Source organism: Actinoplanes regularis, assembly GCF_900188005.1.
In the GTDB taxonomy this organism is placed as follows: Bacteria; Actinomycetota; Actinomycetes; order Mycobacteriales; family Micromonosporaceae; genus Actinoplanes; species Actinoplanes regularis.
In genome coordinates, this window is the sequence record NZ_FZNR01000041.1 from 1 (window position 1) to 19,982 (window position 19,982).

General features: G+C 69.7%; 19 protein-coding genes. 5 read left to right on the plus strand and 14 right to left on the minus strand.

The genetic code is table 11. From position 1 onward, the window contains the following. Positions 1 to 146: 146 nt before the first annotated feature. The 4 genes from CHC09_RS43710 to CHC09_RS43725 form a co-directional block, all read right to left on the minus strand. Entirely contained in the window at positions 147 to 878 is a 732-nt protein-coding gene (locus CHC09_RS43710) for an ATP-binding protein (protein ID WP_203833454.1), read from the minus strand. Between the two features lie 130 nt (positions 879 to 1,008). After that, a complete protein-coding gene (locus CHC09_RS43715; protein WP_089299175.1) occupies positions 1,009 to 1,857 on the minus strand; it encodes a Rieske (2Fe-2S) protein in 849 nt (282 codons plus the stop codon). A 102-nt stretch (positions 1,858 to 1,959) separates the two neighbouring features. After that, positions 1,960 to 2,811, minus strand: coding sequence for a hypothetical protein (locus tag CHC09_RS45990; RefSeq protein WP_143232931.1), 852 nt, complete (start codon positions 2,809 to 2,811; stop codon positions 1,960 to 1,962). 59 nt (positions 2,812 to 2,870) lie between these two features. Continuing rightward, positions 2,871 to 3,926, minus strand: coding sequence for an alpha/beta hydrolase fold domain-containing protein (locus CHC09_RS43725; protein ID WP_089299177.1), 1,056 nt, complete (start codon positions 3,924 to 3,926; stop codon positions 2,871 to 2,873). A gap of 329 nt (positions 3,927 to 4,255) precedes the next feature. Here CHC09_RS43725 and helR point away from each other — a divergent pair, with 329 nt between their 5' ends. Next, positions 4,256 to 6,370, plus strand: a complete 2,115-nt coding sequence (gene helR / locus CHC09_RS43730; RefSeq protein ID WP_239138918.1) for an RNA polymerase recycling motor ATPase HelR — start codon at positions 4,256 to 4,258, stop codon at positions 6,368 to 6,370. Here the strand turns inward: helR and CHC09_RS43735 are convergent. Next, entirely contained in the window at positions 6,354 to 7,520 is a 1,167-nt protein-coding gene (locus CHC09_RS43735; RefSeq protein WP_203833456.1) for an MFS transporter, read from the minus strand. The two genes, helR and CHC09_RS43735, sit on opposite strands and share 17 nt — an antisense overlap. Positions 7,521 to 7,579: 59 nt before the next feature. Between CHC09_RS43735 and CHC09_RS43740 the strand changes: the two genes are divergently transcribed. Beyond that, positions 7,580 to 8,302, plus strand: a complete 723-nt coding sequence (locus CHC09_RS43740) for an AraC family transcriptional regulator (RefSeq protein ID WP_239138919.1) — start codon at positions 7,580 to 7,582, stop codon at positions 8,300 to 8,302. 309 nt (positions 8,303 to 8,611) lie between these two features. Here the strand turns inward: CHC09_RS43740 and CHC09_RS43745 are convergent, their stop codons facing one another. Beyond that, a complete protein-coding gene (locus CHC09_RS43745) occupies positions 8,612 to 9,184 on the minus strand; it encodes a hypothetical protein (RefSeq protein ID WP_143232932.1) in 573 nt (190 codons plus the stop codon). A 156-nt stretch (positions 9,185 to 9,340) separates the two neighbouring features. After that, positions 9,341 to 9,751: a hypothetical protein gene (locus tag CHC09_RS43750; protein WP_089299181.1), complete on the minus strand. Its 411-nt coding sequence runs from the start codon at positions 9,749 to 9,751 to the stop codon at positions 9,341 to 9,343. Positions 9,752 to 10,331: 580 nt separating this feature from the next. On the opposite strand from CHC09_RS43750, the gene CHC09_RS47015 reads away from it, so the two are divergent. From CHC09_RS47015 to CHC09_RS43760, 3 genes are all read left to right on the plus strand, one after another. Next, positions 10,332 to 10,493, plus strand: coding sequence for a hypothetical protein (locus CHC09_RS47015; RefSeq protein WP_179277554.1), 162 nt, complete (start codon positions 10,332 to 10,334; stop codon positions 10,491 to 10,493). A gap of 367 nt (positions 10,494 to 10,860) precedes the next feature. Further along, entirely contained in the window at positions 10,861 to 11,838 is a 978-nt protein-coding gene (locus CHC09_RS43755) for an arabinan endo-1,5-alpha-L-arabinosidase (RefSeq protein ID WP_089299182.1), read from the plus strand. 81 nt (positions 11,839 to 11,919) lie between these two features. Then, positions 11,920 to 12,381 (plus strand): YdeI/OmpD-associated family protein, encoded by a 462-nt coding sequence (locus tag CHC09_RS43760; RefSeq protein WP_089299183.1) that lies wholly within the window; start codon positions 11,920 to 11,922, stop codon positions 12,379 to 12,381. Positions 12,382 to 12,436: 55 nt separating this feature from the next. On the opposite strand, the gene CHC09_RS43765 is transcribed toward CHC09_RS43760, so the two are convergent. The 7 genes from CHC09_RS43765 to CHC09_RS43795 all read right to left on the minus strand — a co-directional run bounded on the left by CHC09_RS43765 (position 12,437) and on the right by CHC09_RS43795 (position 19,822). Further along, entirely contained in the window at positions 12,437 to 13,117 is a 681-nt protein-coding gene (locus CHC09_RS43765; protein WP_089299184.1) for a GPP34 family phosphoprotein, read from the minus strand. A gap of 6 nt (positions 13,118 to 13,123) precedes the next feature. Then, positions 13,124 to 14,104, minus strand: a complete 981-nt coding sequence (locus CHC09_RS43770) for an acetamidase/formamidase family protein (protein WP_089299185.1) — start codon at positions 14,102 to 14,104, stop codon at positions 13,124 to 13,126. Further along, positions 14,097 to 15,497: an APC family permease gene (locus CHC09_RS43775; RefSeq protein ID WP_089299186.1), complete on the minus strand. Its 1,401-nt coding sequence runs from the start codon at positions 15,495 to 15,497 to the stop codon at positions 14,097 to 14,099. Before CHC09_RS43775 ends, CHC09_RS43770 begins: the two co-directional genes overlap by 8 nt. A gap of 227 nt (positions 15,498 to 15,724) precedes the next feature. Then, a complete protein-coding gene (locus tag CHC09_RS43780; protein ID WP_089299187.1) occupies positions 15,725 to 16,063 on the minus strand; it encodes a hypothetical protein in 339 nt (112 codons plus the stop codon). Positions 16,064 to 16,144: 81 nt separating this feature from the next. Then, the gene (locus CHC09_RS43785; protein WP_239138920.1) at positions 16,145 to 16,804 is read right to left on the minus strand and encodes an endonuclease; all 660 of its coding nucleotides are present in this window, start codon (positions 16,802 to 16,804) and stop codon (positions 16,145 to 16,147) included. 146 nt (positions 16,805 to 16,950) lie between these two features. Beyond that, complete coding sequence (locus CHC09_RS43790; RefSeq protein ID WP_089299188.1) at positions 16,951 to 17,736, minus strand: endonuclease I family protein; 786 nt, start codon at positions 17,734 to 17,736, stop codon at positions 16,951 to 16,953. A gap of 112 nt (positions 17,737 to 17,848) precedes the next feature. After that, on the minus strand, positions 17,849 to 19,822 hold the full coding sequence (locus CHC09_RS43795) for a GDSL-type esterase/lipase family protein (protein WP_179277555.1): 1,974 nt from the start codon (positions 19,820 to 19,822) through the stop codon (positions 17,849 to 17,851). Positions 19,823 to 19,982 lie beyond the last annotated feature (160 nt).

A 19,982-nucleotide genomic window follows, 5' to 3' on the forward strand; every position in this document is an offset into this window, starting at 1 on the left:
ATCACCATGCTCAACGCGATACGCACGGTCGCCCACAACCGAGACGTCCGGGTACACCTGACCGGAGTACAGCCATACGTCGCCCAGGTCCTGACCCTCACCGGACTGCGCGAACTGCTGGCCGACGACGACCCGGGCACCGCCGGCTAGAGCGCCAGGGTCGTCCAGACCACCTTGCCGTCGCTGGTCGGCAGCCAGCCCCAGTTCACCGCGAGGCTGTCCACCAGCAGAAGGCCCCGGCCCCGATCGACGGAGCCGACCCCGGGAAGCCGGGTCTCCGGCGGCGCGACCGATCCGTCGCGGACCGCGACATGCAGGTGGCGGCGCAGGAGGGTGAGCCGCAGAGTGATCATGGTGTTGGCGTGCTCGACCGCGTTGCTGACCAGTTCGGTGACCACCACGCTGACCGGGCCGATCAGGTCGGGCAGCTCCCAACGTACGCAGGCCTCGGTGGCCAGGTCCCGGGCGTGCCGGGTGGCTCCGGTCATCGGCACCAACTGGTCGATGATCATCGGCGGCACCACCCCGTGCCGGGTCACCTCACGGACGGCCTCGTCGACGTCGGCACACGTCCGCAGCGGACCGTACCGCTGCCGCGCCAGCAGATCGGCCATTTCGGGCCGCGGCGCGCAGAGCACGACCGGCGTGCCCGGCCAGACCGCCGCCTGCCGGTGGATCGCGGTGAACACCGACAGCGCGGTCTCCTGGCCCAGCGACATCCCGGACAGGTCGGCGAGCAGCGCGGCCGGCTGCTCGGCCAGGCACTTCTGCAGCATTCCCCGCAACCCGCGAGTGGCGGCCAGGTCCAGCCGCCCCCGCACGACGACGATCATGCAGCCGGCCCGCTCGCTTGTGGTCCAGCTCAACCCCGCCGCCATGCCGTCGCCCTCCGTACAGCCGGTCTACGCAAACTTCAAAGCCTCCGTCGTCACGCTGTTGCCGGTCGGTCGAGCGTGGGCGGAGCCCCGCCCCCACCACCGGGGCATGCGGACGTCCCGCCGGACCTCCTCAGGGTTGACGTAGTTCGACCCGGCCGTCCCGGACCCGGACCGGGATCATCGGCTGATTGTTCGCGGCCGGCCCGTGCACCACGGAGCCGTCGCTGAGCCGGAACGTGCTGCCGTGCCACGGGCACACCACGCAGGCGTTCCAGCCCTCGCCGGTGACCTCGCCCTCGCCGAGCGGCCCGGTCTCGTGGCCGCACCGCTCCACGAGCGCCGACACCCGGTCGGCGATCCGGTAGAGCAGTACCGGAACGTCACCGAGGAGCCGGACCACGGTGCGGCCCTCCGGCACCGACGCCAGGGAGCAGATCTCGGTCCAGTCCTCCGGCAGGCGCGCCAGGTCGGGCGCGGCCTGGTTGGTGCCGCCCGCCTGCGCGTACGCCAGATGTCCACCCAGGTAGGCACCGAGGCCGGCGACCGTGAGCCCGGCATACCCGAGCAGCTTGCCCCGCGCCGTCCGGCCGCTGCGCCGGGCCAGCAGCGAGGCGGTGTAGAGACCGAGCGCCACCACGTTCGCGCCGGCGTGCACGAGGCCGACCCGCCGCCGGTCCCGGGTCATCTGCGACCAGTCCAGCCAGCCGGCCGCGACCGCCGGGGCGGTGGCGGCGATACCCACCGCGAGCAGCGGCGCCGGAGCCCCGCGCCGGCCGGGCAGCAGGTCGAGGATCGCGGTCGACACGAACGCGCCGACCGGCACCTGGACCAGAACCGGGTGCAGCGGATGCCCGAGCCAGGTGCCGTGCAGCAGGTCACGCAGCCGCTGCGGCCGGACCGCGGCGGTCACCGCGGACTGAAGTCGGTCACTGACGCCGTCGAGCCGGCGGGTTTCTTCCAGACGGTTGAGGATCGGCATGCTGACCGGGTTCCCCATCCCGACCGGCCGAAACGCCCACCCCCTGGGTGGCCCGGAGGGCTCGGGGCCGCCGGACGGTGTCCGGCGGCCCCGCGAAAGTCGTCAGTCCTGGCTCGCCATGAAGATGATCAGGGAGATCAGAGCGAACGGGATCAAGAGGCCGACCCAGGTCAGCGGGCGCTCCAGCAGGCGGGGGCCCGGGTCCATCGGCGGGCGGCTGGGGCCGTACGGATTGGGCTGCGGAGCCGGGAGGTTCGCGACGCTGCCGCGCCGGAAGAGATTCATGATCACCGTGATCGGGGTGATGATGAACGAGCCGTAGCCGTACCAGCCCTGGACCAGGGTGCGCGAGGTCATGTGGCGGAAGACGCCGAGGCCGCAGTCCCGGCAGAACGGGCCGCTGTTGCTGAGAAACCGCATCACGACCACCATGCCCTGGTGGCCGCGGAACTTCGTCTCGACCGCCGGGATCGAGCCGCAGAACCGGCAGGACAGTACGCCGCTCGCGTACCCGGGCTGCGCCGCCGAGTACGGGGGCGGGAACGCGCCCGGGGCCGGCTGCCCGGAGTACGGGGCCGGGATCGCCCCGGGGGCCGGCACCGGGTAAGCGGCGGGCCCCGGCGACGGGAACGCCCCGGGGGCCGGCTGGGCCGGGGCGAAGCCCGCCGGCGGGTAACCGGCCGGTGCAGGCTGGCCGGGGTAGCCGGCCGGTGCAGGCTGGCCGGGGTAGCCGGCCGGTGCAGGCTGGCCGGGGTAGCCGGCCGGTGCAGGCTGGCCGGGGTAGCCGGCCGGTGCAGGCTGGCCGGGGTAGCCGGCCGGTGCAGGCTGGCCGGGGTAGCCGGCCGGTGCAGGCTGGCCGGGGTAGCCGGCCGGTGCGGGCTGGCCGGGGTAGGCGGGGAATCCGGCGGGGCCGGGGGACGCGCCACCCTGCGGTACCGGCTGCGGCTGGGACATGCTCACCTCGTTGCGACAAAGCTGCGAAGAACCTGTGAGCCGGTCAGGGTACTAGTTGATCAATCGGTTCGCTGCCCCGGAGGGTTCGGAGCGAGCCAGTCGGTGATCAGCTCGACGGTCCTCGAGCCGGCCTCGGTGAACGGCTCGTTCAGGGTGCCGTGCGCGGCCCCGGACAGCAGATGGACTGTCACCTCGGCGCCCGCCGCGCGCAACTGCTCCGCGTACAACTGGCCCGAACCGCGCAGCGTGTCCCGCTCGCAGTTGACGATCAACGTCGGCGGGGTGCCGGCCAGGTCGCCCTGGCCCGGGAACGCGTACGGGTGGGACAGCCCCGCCGCCCCGGCATAGTGCACGCTCAGGTCCCGGATCCACTCCGGCGAGAAATACACCGCGCTCGGCTCGTCCCGGATCGCGGCGAGTCCCGCCGCGTCCCACCCGGACAGCTCCGGGTGCACCGCCGGATAGGCCAGCACCACCGACGCCGGCAGGCGGCCCTCACCGTCCCGCGCGCGTTTCGCCACCCCGGCGGCGAGGTTCGCGCCCGCGCTCGCGCCGCCCAGGTGCATCTTCGCGGCCGGCACGCCGAGCAGGTCCGGATTCGCCACCGCCCAGTGCCAACCGGCGAGCACGTCGTCGGAGGGGGCCGGATAGGTGACACCGTGCAGGGCCTTGCGATAGTCCAGCGACAGCACCGGGACTCCCCGCGCGGCCAGCGTCAGCCCGGTCCAGTGTGCCTCGGCCATCCGCAGCGTGCCCTGCACGAACGCGCCGCCGTGCACCCAGACCAGCGCGGCCTCGGCGTCCCGGCCGGGCACCCGGTAGAGCCGGGCCGGCACGCCCTCGATCTCCGGTTCGCTCACCTCGACGGCGGCCAGCTCCGGGAAGCGGGCGACCAGTTCGGCGTGGGTCGGCCCCGGATCGGGCATCTCCCCGGCGATCTCCAGCATCCGGACGAAGTCCGCCACCGGGGGCAGCTCGCCCGCACTGGCCCCGTTCAGCACCACCCGCTGGACGGGGCGCGGCATGCCACGCAGGGCCTTCATGGCGTACCCGAGGAAGGTGGCCCGGACCCGCGCCTGGCGCGGCACCGAACCGCTGACCTGGATTTTCGTCATGGCCTAATCATCCCTTGCGGCGCCGGGGCCCGCGCGCAGCGGCGCGTCGGAGCTTGTGGCGCGGTGGGTTCACGGCCGGCCCCGCGACGAAGAGTGTCGCCGCACGGGAAGCTCGACCTGGCGCAGCATCGCTCGGTAGACATCGGACATCCGGAGGCGGCAGGCCCGAACGGTGCCATCGAAGGCGATTAATGAAAGGGACGGAAGAGGGAAAACCCACCTCTTTCCACCTCCAACTTATAACACACCAGGGGTCTTGCGGCAAGACCCAGGTTCTCCTGCACAATCTCACCGTCAAAGCTGTGAGCTGCAAAAATGGGGGAACCATAGTGCCCGTGACCGTCTTCGAGCTGTCCAACCGGGCCAAGGAGGACCCCGCGCTGATCGCCGGGGACGAGAAGCACTTCACCGCCATCGCGGAGAGCCTCACGCGCTCGATCGCCGAACTCTCCGACCGTCTGGAAGCCGAACGCAAGGCGCCCGCCGGCAAGGGCCGCCAGGCGGTGGACCGCGACGACGCCGTCCACCGGATGTCCGGTCGCCTGCGCGCGCTGCGCCGGTTCAGCCTGGATCTCTGCCTGGGCCGGATGGTTCGCGCGGACGGCGAGACGGTCTACATCGGGCGGCTCGGCCTCACCGACGGTGAGGGTGGCCGGCAGCTGGTCGACTGGCGGTCGCCGGCGGCCGAGCCGTTCTTCGGTGCCACCCACGCGGACCCGCACGGCCTGGTCAGCCGCCGGCGCTACCGCTGGCTCGAGGGCCGGATCATCGACTACTGGGACGAGGTCTTCACCGCTGACGGGCTGGAGGGGCACGCGGCGCTCGACGACCAGTCCGCCTTCATCGCCAGCCTGGGCACCAGCCGGTCGCCGCGGATGCGGGACGTGCTCGGCACCATCCAGGCCGACCAGGACGCCATCGTCCGGGCCGGGTCGCGGGGCGCGCTGGTCGTGGACGGTGGGCCGGGCACCGGCAAGACGGTGGTGGCGCTGCACCGGACCGCGTACCTGCTCTACCACGACCCGCGGCTCGGACAGCGGCACGGCGGGGTGCTCTTCGTCGGGCCGCACGAGCCCTATCTGGCGTACGTCTCGGACGTGCTGCCCAGCCTCGGCGAGGAGGACGTGCAGACCTGCACCGTGCGGGACCTCGTGCCGGAGGGCGCCACGGCGGTCGCCGAGACCGACCCGCGGGTGGCCGCGCTGAAGTCGTCGGCGGCCATGGTCGGGGCGGTCGAGGCCGCGGTCCGCTTCTACGAGGAGCCACCGACCAGGGCGATCACCGTCGCCACCGAGGACGACGAGATCCGGGTGACCGCCGGCGACTGGGCCGTGGCGTTCGAGGCGGCCGAGGGCGGCGTCCCGCACAACGAGGCGCGGGATCAGATCTGGGCGGAACTGATCGCGCTGCTCGCGGAGAAGCACGACGTCTCGGAACGGGAGCTGCGCCGCAGCACGGAGCTGCGTGCGGAGCTCCACCGGGCGTGGCCGCTGCTGGAGCCGGCCGACGTGATCGCGGATCTCTGGTCGGTCCCCGCCTATCTGCGCAGGTGCGCCCCCTGGCTGAGCCTCGAGGAGGTCCGGGCGCTGCAGCGGGCGGACGCCCGGGCCTGGACGGTGTCCGACCTGCCGTTGCTGGACGCGGCCCGGCAACGGCTCGGCGACCCCGCCGCGTCCGCGGAACGCAACCGGCGCGAGGCCGCGGCGGCCGCCGGGCGCCGGGAGATGGACCGGGTCGTCGAGGACCTGATCGCCTCCAGCGAGTACGACGACGGCGAGGGCCTGATGACCATGCTGCGCCAGCAGGACCTGCGCGAGGTCCTCGACGAGAGCGGCGCGGCGCCGCAGGACGGCCCGGATCTGCTCGCCGGCCCGTTCGCGCACGTGGTGGTCGACGAGGCACAGGAGCTGACCGACGCGGAGTGGCAGATGCTGCTGATGCGCTGCCCGTCCCGCAGTTTCACCGTCGTCGGCGACCGCGCTCAGGCCCGGCACGGGTTCACCGAGACGTGGCAGGAGCGGCTGAGCCGGGTCGGGCTCGACCGGATCACCATGGCGTCGCTGACCGTCAACTACCGGACCCCGGCGGAGGTGATGGCCGAGGCGGAGCCGGTGATCCGGGCGGCGCTGCCGGACGCGAACGTGCCGACGTCGATCCGGGGCAGTGGCCTTCCGGTCGTACGGGAGAAGGTTTCGAAGCTGGCGGAGATCCTGGAGGAGTGGCTGGACGCGAACGCCGAAGGCGTCGCCTGCGTCATCGGCCACCCCGGCTTCGCGGAGCGGGCGCGGGTCCGGTCGCTGACCCCGACGCTCGCCAAGGGCCTGGAGTTCGACCTGGTCATCCTGGTCAACCCGGAGCATTTCGGCGACGGCGTCGAGGGGGCGGTGGACCGTTATGTCGCGATGACGCGGGCGACGCAACGGCTCGTCATCCTGACGAGCTGAGGGCGAGCCTGTTCTGCCTCGCCCGGTCCGGGTCGGTGAGCATCAGGCCGAACAGGACGGCCGGGATCGGGGCGAGGCAGAGCAGAGCGAAGACCCCCTCCGGTCCGTGGTGCTGGGCGGTCAGGCCGAAGAGCGGGGCGAACAGGCCGCCGATGCTGACGCCGAGGCCCAGGGTCACGCCGGCGGCCGTGCCGGGACGGGACGGCAGGTAGTCCTGTCCGAGTTTGACCAGCACCGCGAAGGGGATGTTGAGGGCCACGCCGACCAGACCGGCGAAGATCAACGGCAGGACCGGCCCGTCCGCGACGGCGAGGCCGGCCAGCGCCGGCAATCCGGTGAGGGCACCCCATCGCACGGTACGAACGGAGCCCACCCGGTCCGCGATCCGCCCGCCGAGCAGCGTGCCCGCCACTCCCCCGACCAGGAACACGGCGAGCGCCAGCCCGGCGGCGCCGAGACCGGAGTGCAGGTGGCGCAGCCAGTACAGCTCGATGAACGTGTTCACCCCGAAGAACGCCGCGGAGCGAACCACCTCGATGCCGGTCAACGCCAGGAAGGGCCGCCACTGATCAGGACCGGCCCGCTCCACCCGGGCCCCGGCGGCCGCCGCCCGGTGCCGGCGCGCCAGGAAGACCGCGATGACCAGGGCCGGCACCGCGCACAGCGCGGTCGACGAGAGCCCGAAGTGCACGAGCAGTGGTGTGGCCAGGACCGGGGCGAGGAAGAATCCGACGCTGCCACCGGCCGCGAAGACGCTCATCGCCCCGGCGCTGTCCCCGGCCGCGACCCGGGCCGCCCGTCCGGCCGCCGGATGGAACATCGCCACGCCCAGCCCGGAGAGCAGGATCAGCGTCCACACCGCCGGGTACCAACCACCGACCAGGCCGGACAGTCCGAATCCGAGCCCGGCGAGCGCGACCCCGGCGGCGGCCAGCCAATCGAGGCGGTACCGGTCGACGAGGACGCCGATGAACGGCTGCGGGATCGAGCTGCCGAGCGCGGCGGCCAGGGTGAGCCCGGAGATCGCGACGTAGCTGTAACGGTGGTCGAGGACGAAGTAGGGCAGGGTCGCCGGGACCAGGCCCTGGTACAGGTCGTCGACGGCGTGCGCGGTCCCCCACAACCGCATCCGTCGCCAGGAATCAGTCATGCCTCGAGACTCGCGGCTGCCGCGCATGCGGGCTTCCGATATTCTGCCGCGTTGTGTCGGTGGAACGCCAAGTCCTGACCGGGCCGACGATCCGGCCACTCGATCACCGGGAGCGGATCGAGTGGCACGATCACGCCGTACACCAGTTGGTTCATCCCTTGCATGGGGTTCTGCGGGTCTCCACCAGCCGGGGCGCCTGGGTGGTGCCGCCCAACCGGGCCGTCTGGATCCCGGCCGGCGTGCCGCACGCCCACCAGGCCGACGGCCCGACCGAGATGCGCTCCCTGATCTTCGAGGTCGCGGCGCTCGACGAGCCGACCGTCCTGGTCGTGGGGCCGCTGCTGCGCGAGGTGATCCGCGCGCTCAGTGACGAGACCGACCTGGCCGCCGAGCACCGACATCACCTGGAACAGGTGGCCCTGCACCAGCTGCGCCGGGCCGAGGCGCTGCCGCTGATGCTGCCCACACCCACCGACCCCCGCCTGGTCCAGCTCTGCGACCTGCTCGCGGCAGATCCCGCGGACCAGCGGTCGCTGCGCGAGCTCGGGCGTCAGGTCGGGGCGGCCGAGCGTACGCTCAGCCGGCTCTTCCGCGCCGAGACCGGCTTCACCTTTCCGCAGTGGCGGGCCCAGCTGCGGCTGCACCACGCACTGAGCCTGCTCGCCGCCGGCCGGCCGGTCACCCGGGTCGCGGTGGACTGCGGTTTCCGCAGTCCGAGCGCCTTCATCGAGGCTTTCCGCGCGGTCTTCGGCACGACCCCGGGCCGCTATCGCAACGGTTGACCGGCGCCTCCCGGCCGCTTGCCGCAAAACCCTTCGCCGGTACGACCGATGGAGTCCTGTCCGCAGGCCTCGCGGCCACGCCCCGTGCCGCACTCGCGCGAGGTCTCCGCACCACCGGGCCGCTGCGCGCGCCGCTGCCACCCGCACCAGCCCGTACCGCCACCACGTCATGCCTTGGCGAGATCGGCAGGGGTGTTGATTCGGCCGTACGCCAGGGATGGGTTGCGGTTTTGGGATCCGGCTTCCGCCGGACCCGCCGCGGAGAGAGCGTCTTGCGACGAACTGTGCCGTAGCTGACCTGAGCCCGCCTCAGGTCGTGCTCAGGCGACGCTCTTCCGCAACCTGCAGCCGCTCGGCCAGCCATGACCGCAGGTACTTCGCGTTACCACGGCCGGAGTAGCTGGCCCACGACGTCAATCCGACGAAGGACAGTACGAAGCCCAACGGTACGAGGCAGCCGAGGAAGTCCATACCGCCTGCCTTGCCACGCAGCGCCAGGGTGACAACTCGGATGACGAGAACCAGGAAGATGCAGCACATGAAGCTGAGCCACAGGGCGCTGAACGCCTTTACCACGGGCGGCCAGCCGAGCGTCCCGGCGAGCCGGGAGCCGGTTCCCGCCGGTTCGAGCCGGCCTTTCATCACCGGCAGCCACGAGTTTCGCATTCCGACCTGGCGGGCCTCCAGCGAGATCTCGTCCTCGCCGACCCGGCCGACGACGCGGTATCCGTCCAGACCGCCTTCGAACGAGGGGTAAGCACGCGAATAGGAGACGCTGCCCTCACTCAAAGCCGTCCGGGCCGCCCGGACGGACAGCGGTGACACGAACACCACTGGTTCAGATCGCCATGCGCCAAACCAGAACTTGATCCACCGGTTCACAGCAGCATTATCGATCACGTCACAGCGAGTGATATTCGCGGGCGGCCGGGGTGCGTATATGGGGCTGGAAATTCAAGTAGGCAATCAGGCAGACCACTGATCGCTGACCCGACCGGCTGGCTGAAGGTAGTTCGACGCTGCGCTGGAGCGACGTCTTCAGGGCTGGTGCGTAGAAGACGACCCCACCGCTGCGCGGCGGCGCTGCAGCACGAGGTAGATCGCGACGCCGGCTGCCATGAGCGCTACCGCGATCGTCAACGGGAACCACGGGTTGTACAGCTCATTGCATTCCTGCCCCGTACTGGTTTCGGAGCACGAGGTCCCCGGACCGGAGCGGTTGAGATACGCCATGAACAGGAACGGCAGTCCGGCGCCCGACAACAGGCCGGAAAGGGTTGGTGTGCCGGGCCGCGCCATGGCAAGCAGGGCGGTCAATGCGACCGCGATCGGCAGCACATACACCCCGATCGTCAATGCTCCGACCAACGCCAGGCCGTAGGCGGAACCGACAAGGGCCCATCCGGAAAACCAGATCCAGCCGGAGCGCGGCCGGGAAACCGATTCCATTTTCTTTCTCCTTTGCCCGCTGGAGGGCCAGTCGGCATGTGTCGATGTCACTTTGAGTGAGATCTGAGGGTGGCCACGACCTGTCGGCTGTCCGACGCAGCGACTGGGATCCGATAGATCATCTTTCTGCGGAAGTTGATCGTGGGCCGACCGCTGCGCGGTGAGAGTATGACAGGGCTCCAGGAAAGACCGGCTCGCCGACCTGATCAACCGGGTTCGCGAGATCGTGGGCGAATCCGCCGGTCGGGCGTCCGCATAGGTTGCCGCCGGCCACGGCGGTGATCGCGGTGTTGTTCGGGCTGCGGCACAACCTGCCCGACGCGGTAATCGCCTGGCCCCAGGCGACGATCACCCGCTGTCACCAGATCCGGACCGCCAAGCAGATGGCCTACGACTACAGCGCCTACCCTCCTGGAGCCAGATGCCGCGGACCGGTCAGCGCCTACCGGTTTCACCAGCACCCTCGGTAATACGTCTTGTCTCGATGTCTCCACAGCGCAGGCAGGCGGCTTGTTGATCTCAAACCACGTTCGCCTGCTCGGGTTCGACCTCGTGGAGTGGACGTATCTTGCGGATTCCCTTGCCGACAGTTGCGGTGATCGCCGAGGCGGAGACCGCCAATGCGAAGATCAAGACCGCGGACGAAGTCGCCGAAGCCCGCGGCCTCCTGCCAGGCTGGACTCCACTCCTGCCGGGCGACCTGTCCCGAGCTCATCGACCGGTCGAGCCGGTCCTCCCGTGAAGACCTCCACCCCGCCTCGCCATAGGCCAGGTTGAGGGTGTCCAGCCGATAGCTCCAGCCGCTCATCGAGAGCGTTCCCGTGCCGTCCGCCCGCGGGGCAGGCGCCGGCCGGCCCGAGCGAGCGGGGTGACATTTTGCAGCGCAGCAAAATCCGTCTTGACTTGCCGATTGTGATCGTTAACATAGTGGCAATCGAATCGACATCGATAACTGCGGTGCCGTACCCCTCGCACACCGCGAAGGAGCTCCCGTACGCGTGATCCCCGCCTCGCGGCAGCGCCCATCCCCGCGCCGGCCGCGAGACGCCCGTCCCCAGGCGGCCCCGATTTCCCCGATCGGGGCCGCACTCCCCCGGAAGGGAATCCCCATGAACTTCCGCAAACTGCTGCTCGCCGGCGCCACCGGCCTGCTCGCCCTCACCGCCGGCGCCATCTGTCTGCGACCCGCCGAGGCCGCGACCTACCCGAACCCCGGGGTGGTCACCGGCTCGACCGGCGCGCACGACCCGTCGATCGTCAAAAAACCCACCGGCGGGTATCTGCTCGCCACCACCGGCGACGGCATCACCCTGAAGACCTCGTCGGACCGGACGGCGTTCGCCGACGCCGGCAAGGCGTTCCCGAGCGGTACGTCCTGGGCCAACGACTACACCGGCGGCAGCGCCAACCTATGGGCGCCGGACATCTCGTACCACGGTGGCAAGTATCTGATGTACTACGCCGCCTCGACGTTCGGCTCCAGCAAGTCGGCGATCTTCCTGGCCACCAGCACCACCGGCGCGGCCGGGAGCTGGAGCAACAATGGCAAGGTCATCGAGTCGACCACCAGCAGCAACTGGAACGCCATCGACCCGAACCTGACCGTCACGGCCTCCGGCGAGTGGTGGCTGACGTTCGGCTCGTTCTGGTCCGGCATCAAGATGGTCAAGATCAGTTCGAGCACGGGCAAGCGCGCCGACAGCACGATGTACAACATCGCCGAGCGGTTCGTGAACAGCAAGTCGGTCGAGGCGCCGTTCGTGTTCTACCACGCCGGCTACTACTACCTGTTCATGTCGTTCGACTTCTGCTGCCGGGGGGCGTCCAGCACGTACCGGACCATGGTGGCCCGGTCGACCAGCATCACCGGCCCGTACAAGGATCGTGCCGGCACGCTGACCACCGCCGGTGGGGGCACCGAGATCCTGGCCACGCACGGCAGCATCTACGGGCCCGGCCACCCCGCGGTCTTCACCGACAGCGACGCCGACGTTCTCGTGTACCACTACTACAACTCGTCCGGCACCGCGAAGCTCGGGATCAACCTGATCGGCTGGGACTCCTCGGCCTGGCCCTACGTCTACTGAACGTCACCGGCCGGCGGCCCCGACCCGAACCGGGCCGCCGGCCGGCCTCCGGGCGGGCCCCGGACTGGCTACGGTGTCAGGGTGGCCGAAATCCTGAACCTCACGCTGACGCTGGAGGCACGCGGCCCGGCCGGGGCCTTCGTCCTCTCCGACGAGCAGGCCGCCGCCGTCGGAGGCGGGCGCAAGGCGTTCCCGGTGCGGGTGACCGTGCGCGACGTGACGTTGCCGCTGCGGGTGGCCCGGATGGGCGGCGAGAACATGATCGGGCTGGCCAAGGCGGCGCGGGAGCGGGCCGGGGTCGAGATCGGCGCCGCCTACCAGGTGACGATCGCGGCGGAGACCGAGGAACGTACGGTCGAGGTGCCGCCGGAGCTCGCGGCCGCCCTCGCCGGCGACGATGCGGCGAAGGCGGCGTACGAGAAGCTGGCGTACTCACATCGCAAGGAGTTCGTCCGCTGGATCAGCGAGGCAAAGCGCGACGCCACCCGGGCCGACCGGATCACCAAGACCGTCGAGATGCTCCGCGCCGGCGAGCATCGCTGATCGGCCACGCAAAGTCGCCGGAGCGCATCGCTGATCGGCCACGCGGGGTCGGCGGTCACATCGCCGACGTCGCCAGGTCCTGGACGACCGTGCGGACGGCGTCCGCGACCGCGGGGGCCTGGCCGATCGGGTGGTTGTTGATCCGGGCCCGGTGCGGCAGTTCCCGGATGACGTGTTGCAGCAGTGGATCGACCTCGGAGCGGGTGCCGCGCAGCAGCGCGCCGTGCAGGCCGAGCGCGGCGAGCAGGGCACACAGGCAGTCGGCGTCCGCCGAGGGCCCGTCGCGGCCTTCGACGCGGTAACCGATCTTGGCGCGGACCCGGACGACGACGCTCTCCTGCGCGATCTCGAACTCCCGCTTGCGCCAGCGCCGTGGCGGGCCCGCCACGATCACGCCCCGGTGCACCAGGGCTCCGGTGGTCCGTTCGTACAGTCCCGGGGCGGCGGCCCGGATCAGGGCCGGCAGCGCCGGGCCGGGCGCCTTCTGCATGATCAAGGCGAGGACGTCGTCGGTGACCGGGTCGCCGGTCGTCTCGCGCCGGTACCAGTCCGGCACGACGGCGCCGGACTCGACCGTCACCCGCTGGGCGATGAGGAGATCCATCACCGTCGCGCCGGCCAGGCCCGCGGCGAGGGCGGGCACATGCAGGCGCGGTCGCATCTGCCGGGTTTCGTCGTGGGCGAGGAGGAAGAGCTGCTCACGTACGAGGATCGGGTCGAGTCCGGGACGTCGCATCGCCGATCAGCCGGCCCGTAACCGGTCGTGGACGCCGCCGTACGCCACCGCGCCGGGCAGGTACCGCTTGTCGATGGCGGCGCTCATCACGTACTGCGGGTCGACCACGTTGCCGGCGCGCGCACTGGTCGTCTGCGAGACCAGTTGGTACGCGTCGAGCAGGTCCAGCCCGGTCAGCCCGGCGACGTGCCGGACCAGGTCCTCCTGGCTGATCCGGAACGCGTCCTCCAGCGGCCGGGCGGCACCCAGCGACACCAGCTGAGTGTCGGTCTCCAGCCGTGGCGTGCCGGTCGGCACGCCGGGGATGACGTCGACGACGATGGTGACGTCCATGGCGACCTCGACCGCCACGCCGCAGACCTCGCCGTCGCCCTGCCGCGCGTGCCCGTCGCCGAGCGCGAGCAGCGCCCCGGGCACGTTGACTCCGAGGTAGAGCGTCGCGCCCGGGCCGAGCAGCGGGGTGTCCAGGTTGCCACCGTGCACGTCCGGGACGATCGTCTGGCGGACCTCGTTCGCGGCCGGGGCGACACCGACGGTGCCGAGCATCGGGGCCAGCGGCAGGTCGACCGTGTAGTCGCTGTTGCGGGCCTGGTAGCGGACGGTTCCCGCGGCGAGGTCGAGGTCGTAGAGCCAGACCCGCTCCTCGAGCGGAGCCTGGAGGGTACGGGTGTAACCGGTCGAAGTGAGCGCGCCGAAGTGCGGGAAGGTCGAGGAGATCCCGAACGGCGACGCGGGCGTCAGCGACACGATGTGCACGGCCAGGGTGTCCCCCGGCTGGGCGCCCTCCACGTGCAGCGGGCCGGTGACCGGGTTCAGGTACGGGAACTCGCATACCTGGCTGGGCAGGTCGTCGACGGTCCGGACCTTGCCGCCGAAGCAGTCCAGCGTCCGCAGCTTGATCGGGGCGCCCGGCTTGACCTGGGCGACCGCCTCGCGGCCGCCGAACGTGTAGCCGTAGTTTCCCGGGTCGGCCAGGATCTCAGACATTCTCGGTCACCACCTTCGGGGTCTCGTCGTCGGCCGGCACCTCGGGCAGTGCGGGTTTACGGCCGGTGGAGAGCAGAACGATCAGAACGATCACGCCGAGGCCGAGCCAGATCAGGCCGACCTTCTGCGCGAGCAGCTGGGCGTGGAAGATCACCGCGACCAGGATGCCGGCACCCAGCAGCGGCACGATCACGTTGCGGCCGAGACCGCCGGTCCGGCCGTTCTTGGCCCAGTCCCAGATCACGCAGACGTGCAGCACGATGAACGCGATCATCGCGCCGAAGTTGACCATGGCGCTCATCAGGGTGATGCCGTCGTCGCGGTTCGCCATCCACAGGCCGATGCCGAGCGAGATCGCGGCGGTGGCCAGGATCGCGTTGGTCGGCACCGAGCGGCTCAGCGACACCCGGGACAGGAACGCCGGCAACTGCTTGTCCCGGGACATCGCCATCAGCAGGCGGCTGGTGGCGACCTGGGCGACCATGTTGTTGGCAACGCCCCAGGCCAGGGCGGTGGCGAGGGCGGTCAGGGTGCCGAGCCAGGGCCCGCCGGCGACCTCGGCCGCGTCGTAGAAGGCGGTGCCGTCCGGGTCACCGTTGGCGATCAGGCCGGCCGGGTCCGGTACGAGCAGCGCCGCGACCCAGGTCTGCGCGACGAAGAGGGCCGCGACGACCAGCAGTGACAGGTACATCGCGCGACGGACCGTGCGGGCGCCGTCGGCGGCGTCCTCGGCGAGCAGGCCCAGCGCGTCGAAGCCCAGGTAGGAGAGCATGCCGACGGAGACACCGCCGAGGATGAGCGACCAGGTGAAGCTGGTGCCGTTGTAGAACGGGTCGAGGCTGAAGCCGTGGCCCTTGCCGTCGGCGATCGCCTTCAGGCCGTACACCAGGAAGATCACCAGTACGACCAGCTCGGCGGCGAGGAAGATCCAGTTGAGCAGCTTGGTGGTCTTGATGCCGAACACGTTCATCACGGTGTTGGCGAGCACGAAGATGATGAGCCAGGCCCAGATCGGCACGCTCGGCACGATCGAGGCCATGCTCGCGCCGGCGACCAGCGAGAGCAGCAGCGGGATGCAGACGTAGTCGAGCAGGATGGCCCAGCCGGTGAGGAATCCGACGGCCGGCCCGATGGCCCGGCCCGCGTAGCCGTAGACGGAGCCGGCGACCGGGTACTTCGCGACCATCACGCCGTAGGACGAAGCGGTGAGGATCATGGCGGCGGCACCGACCACATAGGCGAGCGCGATCATCCCACCACTGGCCTGGAACACGCTGCCGAAGATGCCGAACGGCGCGATCACGACCATGAAGACCAGACCGTAGGCGATCAGATCCCGGATACGAAGCTCACGTCGTAATTGTTGCTGATACCCGAATTTGTCGATGGACATGCGGCAGTGTCACCTCTTCCACGAGAGATGCCCAGGCGCCGCAGCCGACGAGCCGCGGGCATGGCGAATGGCCGCGCAGGATGGCCCTGAGCGGGACAAAGCGAAAGTCATGGATCTATATGGGCGACGCCAGTAAATACCGGGATCACCATGCCCCGCAAGGCCGGAAAGGCATCTGACCGAGACGAAAAACGTCCGTCCACTTCGGACGAGGGACTTGGCGAGACCTAAAGGCTGCGGCGGCGCCACGGCCACCGGGCCGGACGGCGGTAGAGCTCGTTGAGCCGGTCGTCGACCACGGTCCGCACCCCGGCGAGCGCGATCACCAGCATCTCCCGCAGGCCGGCGCAGGTCCGGCACTCCTCGCGGATGCACTCACCGCGGTGCTCCAGGGCGGTCATGACGAGGCGCTGAGCGAGCATGCCGGAGACGTGGGCGCGCTGCGCCCAGGCCGGCCGGTCAATGATGCTCGCGCGCCACCGCTCAACGTCTTCCTCGGTGACGCCGTAAAGCTCGGCTGCTTTGCTGACCTGCGCTAATGAGTTCTGAACGTCAGCTTCCGCCACCGGCGCATCATATCGTCGGGCGTTCAACGTCGATCCAGGGCACCAGGACACTCCCACCAAGACCTGACGGTGGTGGTGGCGTCACCACTGGGCGGTTCCGAAGATAGCGTCGACCCATTCCGGATGGTCGATGAACGGGTTCCGGTTGTGCTGGTAGCGGCTGAAGATGACCTCGTTGCGGTTCCGCTCGAAGTGGTCCGGCGGATCCCCGGCGTTCCACCGCAGCAAGGCTGACAACCGGCCAATCCGCGGCCCCTTGTCGCGACTGGTGGCATCGTCGACCTCGAGGTCCGGGCCGCCGTCACCGCCCTCATAACGCACCGCCATGTAGAAAATCGTCCGAGCGACGTCGCCCTTCACCGCGTCCCGGGGCTCCCATGAGTCAGCATCCGTGTGGTTGCCTGGAGCGGCCGGGGAGGGGGTGCCACCGTCGTCGAAGTCGCCGTGCGACTTGGCCCAGACGTACGCTCGGTTCCGCTGGGTCCTCGCGCTGCCATGCTGCGCCCCGGGCATACTGGCGCCGGTATACAGCGTGATCACGTTCTCGGGGTACGCCGGGTCACGGTCGGCTTCTTTGAGTGCCGCCCAGACCTGGCTGTAGTTCATCATGGTGACGTGCGTGGCGATGATGCCGTGCAGTGCTTTCTTGAGGGCGGCGCCGGACTTGCCGCTGGTGCCCGCGTAGTAGTCGGCCGCGGCCGCCGGGGACTGCGGGACGCCGACCGCGAGCAAGCCGGTCAAAGGTGGTCATCGCCAGCACGCGACGCGCTGTCGGTCCGTACACCTTCAACTCCGTTCACCCCCCCGATATCAGCAGCTCACACGCGCTCGGCACGGATCGCCGAACCGCGACGCCTCGCGGACGGCCTCCAGCGGCGGTGACATAGTCACCGCCGGGCGGTCTCGAAGATCGAGTCAACCCATTCTGGGTGATCGATGAACGGATTGCGGTTGTGCTGGTAGCGGCTGAAGATGACCTCGTTGCGGTTCCGCTCGAAGTGGTCCGGCGGGTCCTCGGCGTTCCACTCCAGCAACGCCGACAACCGGCCAATCCGCGGCTTCTTGTCGCGACTGGTGGCATCGTCGACCTCGAGGTCCGGGCCGCCGTCACCGCCCTCATAACGCACCGCCATATAGAAGATCATCCGGGCGACGTCGCCCTTCACCGCGTCCCCCGGCTCCCACGAGTCGGAGTCCGTGTGGTTGCCCGGAGCGGTCTCGGCAAGTGGGCCACCGTCGTCGAAGTCCTTGTTGCTCCGTTCGGAGTTGATCGGCACCTTCTCCGGCCGCAGGTGGTGCAGGTCGGTTCCGGCGCCGCGGGCGATGCCGAAGGCGCCGTGCGACTTGGCCCAGACGTGCTCCCGGTTCCACTGGGTCGTCGCGCTGCCGTGCTGCGACCATGGCATACTGGCGCCGGTATACAGCGTGATCACGTTCTGCGGCTTCGCCGGGTCACGATCGGTCTCCCCAAGCGCCTTCCAGACCTGTTCGTAGCTCAGCGTGGTCACGTGCGTTGCGATGATGTCGTGCAGCGCGTCCTTCAAGGCTTCGCCGGACTTGCCACTGGTGCCCGCGTAGTAGTCGGCCGCGGCGGCTGGAGACTGCGGCACGCCGACCGCGAGCAAGCCGGTCAGGGCGGTTGTCGCCAGCGCCACCACTCGGCGATGCGTCATCGGTCCGGACACCTTCGACTCCGTTCAGCCTGTAATCCCAGCAGCTCACACGCTATGCAGCGAGGATCGCCAGCCGATTCATAAAGCCTGCTGAATCCCTCGAACGGACGATTTAACCGCAGTGGGCGTAGACCCGGCGCCGATAGGCGAAAAGTGCGACCGCCATGCACCAGGCGCCACCGGCCGCGGCGGCCAGCATCAGACACAGGCCACGGTGCAGCAAAACGCGGCCGATCTGATGGGCGACCCACTCCCGAGCCGCTGTCTTGCACCGCCTCGTACCCGGTTCATCCACGGTGCACGGCGGTGCGACCGACCGGCTTCCTTGCGCTAGCCGAGTCATCTGCTCCTGCAGCTTCGGGTCATGCTTCTCCCGGACCGGCATCACCACGTCGTTGAAGGGGCCCTTGATGTGGGGGCCAAGCCAGGTCTGGAAGGCTCGCAGCATGGCGGTGTGGCCCCGCTCGTTGGGATGCAGACTGGTATGCATCCACTTCGCCGGGTTGAACCGCTGATCAGCGGCGCCGTGAACCGAGCGCAGGCCGATGAAGTTGATGCCCGGTTGTCCGTCGTTATTCTTGTCGCACAGCTGCTGGTGTGCGACGGACAGCGCTTCCTGCATGCCACCCAGGTAGTAGAATCCGTACTCCTGGGCAGTACGGCGGATCCTATCGTTGAGGTCGGCGATGAACTGGTGGACGAACTGCTGCTCATCCCAGGAAAGTGCAACCTGGTCGCACTGCCGCTCTTTCGCTGGCATGTAGATCGGCTGGGGATAGGGCACCACCACCACCGGGGTATTCTTGAACTCGTTGTCTACTTTGTCGTAGGCGTCCCGGAGCCGATCCTGCAACGTACCGATCGGGCCTTTCCACATTGCCTCTTGCGAACTGCACTCACCTGGCGCCACGCACATCTCACCGATTGACGCGAACCCGGCGTCATTGCCGCCCAGGCTCAGCACGACCATCGAGGGCCGGAAGGAATTGTGTTCGTCATGGTAGGCCTGAACCTGGTGTATCACACCGGACGCCCGGTCTCCGGAGCAAGCCATGAACTTCAAGCCGTCGAAGGTCGTAGAGCCTTGCGTGATCAGCGCCGGCCAGGCCGTCGGCGACCGGCGGCACTCACTCCGCCCCGCACGCTCGGCCGCAGCCTTTTCCCGCCGGCTAACCCCATCGTCAGTGCGCTGGAGGTAAACTTTCGCACCCTCCCCCGACATGTAGGAGTCACCAAGGGCGACCAGGACATCTGTGCTGGTGCTGTCCGGGCGCGGCAGATCGCGTTCCAGCGCCTGGGGCGTAGTCACGCCCATCAGGGCGACAGCCGCCATCACGGCGGCGACATCGGCCTGGGTCGTCGACACCAGGGCAACGACGAACAGCCCGAGGACCACCAGGACGGGTATCAGCCACTGGGAGCGCGATGCCAGGGCCGCGGCGACGGTGGCCAGGATGAAGACGGCCGCTCCGGCACCGCCGAGGCCCCACAGCCAGGGCGTGGCCTTGTCCTTCTCACACAGCCAGCGGATGGCCTGCTCGGACCAGAGGGCCAAACCGATCGGCATCAACACGAGCACCCCGAGCCCGAGCATCAGGGCGCCGATCCTTATGCCGACCACCTGTCCCTTCCAGAGGACAAGCGCGCCGGCGGTCCCCAGCACCAGCCCCACGAAGGTCATGCGGATCCCACAGTGCTTGAGACGGATGACCCGGCCCAGCACGCGGACCGTACAGGTCTGGCGGGCCTGGGTGAGCGCGGATCCGCCGACCAGATAGATCAGAACTATCGCGCAGATGCCGAGGAGTCCCCTGTTGTTCGGATTCCACGGCGATTTGAAGGTGAGCACCAGCAGGACGATGGCAGCGCCGATCATCACCGCTCCGACCCGGTACGGGATCACCCACTGCCGCCCGTCGAGGCTGTCGGCGTACTGTCCCCGCAGCCAGACCGTCGCGACGCTGACGAAGACCGCGAACGCCACCCAGATCTTCGGCGGACTCGCCTCGGCGTGGACAAATCCGAGCAGTGCGGCGAGAGCGAGAACGAACGCGAGCGTCCGCCTCAGCCCACCGCGGTTGTCCATCACCGTTCTCCCCGGCATGGTCGCGCTCGCCTCGGGTACCGCCGATGGATCCGGTAACAGAGGTGCCATGAGAACCACCCGGGAAACCGTCGATGATGTCGTTCCTCCGGTTCGACGATTTCATCGCCAGGCCGTGCCGGGCAGCACTTTTCCGGTTTTC